A 2,998-nucleotide genomic window follows, 5' to 3' on the forward strand; every position below is an offset into this window, starting at 1 on the left:
GTTATTCTTAATGGTTTTCCTATAAATTATGATAAGCAATTATTTGATAATGATACTGTAAGCTTTATTAAAAAAGGTGAAAAATTATCAAAAGAAGAGATACAAGAAGTGATGATTTCAAGACATACACCAGGGGTTTATGAAGTTTTGAAAGAGGCTAAGGTTGGTATTGCAGGACTTGGTGGACTAGGGTCAAATATAGCTTTATCACTTGCAAGAATAGGTGTTGGAAATTTAACTCTTGTTGATTTTGATGTAGTTGAACCAAGTAATTTAAATAGACAAGCTTATTATATAGAACAGCTTGGATGTCTAAAGACTGAGGCAACACTTGAAAATATAAAAAGGATTAATCCTTTTATCAATGTCGATATAATAAATACTTTTATTGATAAAAAAAATGCTAAGGATATATTTAAGGACTGTGAAATCGTGATAGAAGCTTTTGATAATCCTATTTGTAAAGCAGAACTTATTAATAGTATTTTGCTAAATACAGATAAAATAATTATTTCAGGTAATGGTATGGCAGGGGTATATCCTTCAAATACAATTAAAACTAAAAAACTTAATAAAAGACTATATATATGTGGTGATGGTGTGTCAGAGGCTAAAGAGTTTTGTGGACTTATGTCTACTAGAGTTCTTATTGCATCAGGGCATATGGCTAATACAACATGTAGAGTTCTTTTGAAAAATATAGAAGTGGATGGTGATTTATAAAATGAATGATGAATTTATTATTGGTGGAAAAAAACTTTCTTCAAGATTATTTATAGGGAGTGGTAAAACTTCTAATATACTATTACCACAAATTATAGCAGAGTCTTCTAGTGAGGTTATAACAATGGCAGTTAGAAGAGTTGACTTTCAAAATAAAGATGAGAATATAACTTCTTATATTCCAAATGATATGATTAAGCTTCCTAATACTTCAGGGGCAAGAAATGCAGATGAAGCAGTTAGAATTGCTAGACTAGCAAAAGCTATGGGGTTTGGAAATTGGATTAAAATAGAGGTTATAAATGATTCAAGGTATTTAATGCCTGATAATCTTGAAACATTAAAGGCAGTTGAAATTCTTGCAAATGAAGGGTTTGAAGTTTTTCCATATATGAATCCAGATTTAGTTATGGGAAGATATATGAAAGAAGCAGGAGCTTGTGCAGTTATGCCACTTGGGTCACCAATTGGAACTAATCGTGGAGTTAGAACTGATGAAATTATAAAACTTATGATAGAAGAACTGGATATTCCTATAATTGTAGATGCAGGAATTGGAATGCCATCTCATGCAGCTTATGCAATGGAACTTGGAGCAAGTGCAGTTCTTTTAAATACTGCTATCTCATCAAGTAAAAACCCAGTACTTATGGCTAAAGCTTTTAAAGAAGCAGTACAAGCTGGTAGAAATGCTTACCTTGCTAAAGGTGGAATGGTTAAAAACTTTGCAGATGCATCTTCTCCACTTACAGGATTTTTAGATTAATGTCATATATTGATTTTATTGAAGAGTTTGAAGGTTTTGATTTTACTGGGTATTTCAATAACATCACAGATTCTGATATATTAAATTCAATAGATAAAGATAAGCTTGATTATATGGATTTATTAAATCTTATATCTCCAAAAGCAGAAAAGTATATAGAAAATATGGCTAGAAAAGCTAATGATATAACAAATAGACATTTTGGAAAAACAGTTTTATTATATACGCCTTTATATATAGCTAATTTTTGTGTAAATAGATGTGCATACTGTACCTATAATATAGATAATGATATTAGCCGAGGGAAATTATCTATGGAAGAGATTGAAATAGAGGCTAAAAAAATTAATTCTGATGGGTACAGAAATATTCTTCTGTTAACAGGAGAAAGTTTAAAACATACACCAACAGATTATATTATTGATGCTATAAAAGTTTTAAAAAAGTATTTTGATTCTATAACAATAGAAATATTTCCAATGAGCACAGAGGATTATAAAAAGGTTATAGATGCAGGTGCTGATGGACTTACTATTTATCAAGAAGTTTATGATAGAGAAATATATAAGTCTGTTCACATTGCAGGACCTAAAAGAAATTATAATTTTAGACTTGATGCACCAGAGAGAGCAGCAGTTTCAGGAATAAGAACTATTAATATAGGAGCACTTCTTGGACTTTCTGATTTCAGGTCTGAAATATTTTTTACAATTATGCATGGTAAATATCTTTTAGACAAGTATGCAGATATTGATATTGCATTTTCTTTTCCAAGAATAAGACCACATATAGGAGTTTTTGAAGATGTACTAGAGGTATCAGATAAAAATCTTGTTCAAAGTATACTTGTAGCAAGATTATTTCATCATAGCTCTGCTATTAATATATCAACAAGAGAAAGAATAGGATTTAGAGAAAACTTATTACCTCTAGGGGTTACAAAAATGTCAGCAGGTGTGAGTACAGAAGTTGGTGGGCATAGTGAAAGTAGTAATAGTGGTGAAAAACAATTTGAAATTTCAGATGATAGAACAACACTCGAAATAAAAGAAATGCTTAAAGCAAAAGGGTATCAAGCAATATTTAAAGATTGGGATAGACTATAATGAATAAAGAAATTTATGTTATAACTAATAGAAATCTTGTATCATCTGATGAAGAATATTTTAAAGTTATAGAAGGTGTTGTAAGAGCTAAAGTAGATTATATTATTTTAAGAGAAAAAGAATTTTCAGATGAAAGATTGTATTTAGTAGCAAAAAAAATACTTTTAATAATAGGGAATAGAAAAACAAAGCTTATAATAAATAGCAATATAGCTGTGTACTCAAGACTTGAGAATGTTATGTTACATTTAAAATTTAATGATTTTTTGAAATATAAAAAATCATTAAATGAAAAGGTCGGAGTTTCAATTCATTCAGTAGAAGAAGTTGAGATTGTAGAAAAATTGGCACCTTTATATATTTTGGCATCTAATATATATGAAACTAAATGTAAGATAGGATT

Annotated in this window: 4 protein-coding genes; all 4 read left to right on the forward strand. The window is 29.3% G+C overall.

Translation table 11 applies throughout. The features are described 5' to 3' along the window. A partial coding sequence (thiF, locus tag Q0V15_RS12660) for a sulfur carrier protein ThiS adenylyltransferase ThiF (RefSeq protein ID WP_297439503.1) occupies positions 1-723 on the forward strand: 723 nt, incomplete at its 5' end. Between the two features lies 1 nt (position 724). Next, complete coding sequence (locus Q0V15_RS12665; protein ID WP_297439504.1) at positions 725-1,489, forward strand: thiazole synthase; 765 nt, start codon at positions 725-727, stop codon at positions 1,487-1,489. Further along, the gene (gene thiH, locus Q0V15_RS12670; RefSeq protein WP_297439505.1) at positions 1,489-2,595 is read left to right on the forward strand and encodes a 2-iminoacetate synthase ThiH; all 1,107 of its coding nucleotides are present in this window, start codon (positions 1,489-1,491) and stop codon (positions 2,593-2,595) included. The genes Q0V15_RS12665 and thiH overlap by 1 nt, the downstream gene beginning before the upstream one ends. Then, on the forward strand, positions 2,595-2,998 hold a 404-nt coding region (locus Q0V15_RS12675; protein ID WP_297439506.1), incomplete at its 3' end, for a thiamine phosphate synthase. The genes thiH and Q0V15_RS12675, both read left to right, overlap by 1 nt.

The organism is uncultured Clostridium sp., from assembly GCF_947036855.1.
Lineage (GTDB): Bacteria > Bacillota > Clostridia > Clostridiales > Clostridiaceae > Sarcina.

What these genes read in the sequence shown, in the direction of transcription:
- Q0V15_RS12665 (WP_297439504.1), top strand. Translation starts at nt 725, where the DNA reads ATGAATGATGAATTTATTATTGGTGGAAAAAAACTTTCTTCAAGATTA.
- thiH (WP_297439505.1), top strand. Translation starts at nt 1,489, where the DNA reads ATGTCATATATTGATTTTATTGAAGAGTTTGAAGGTTTTGATTTTACT.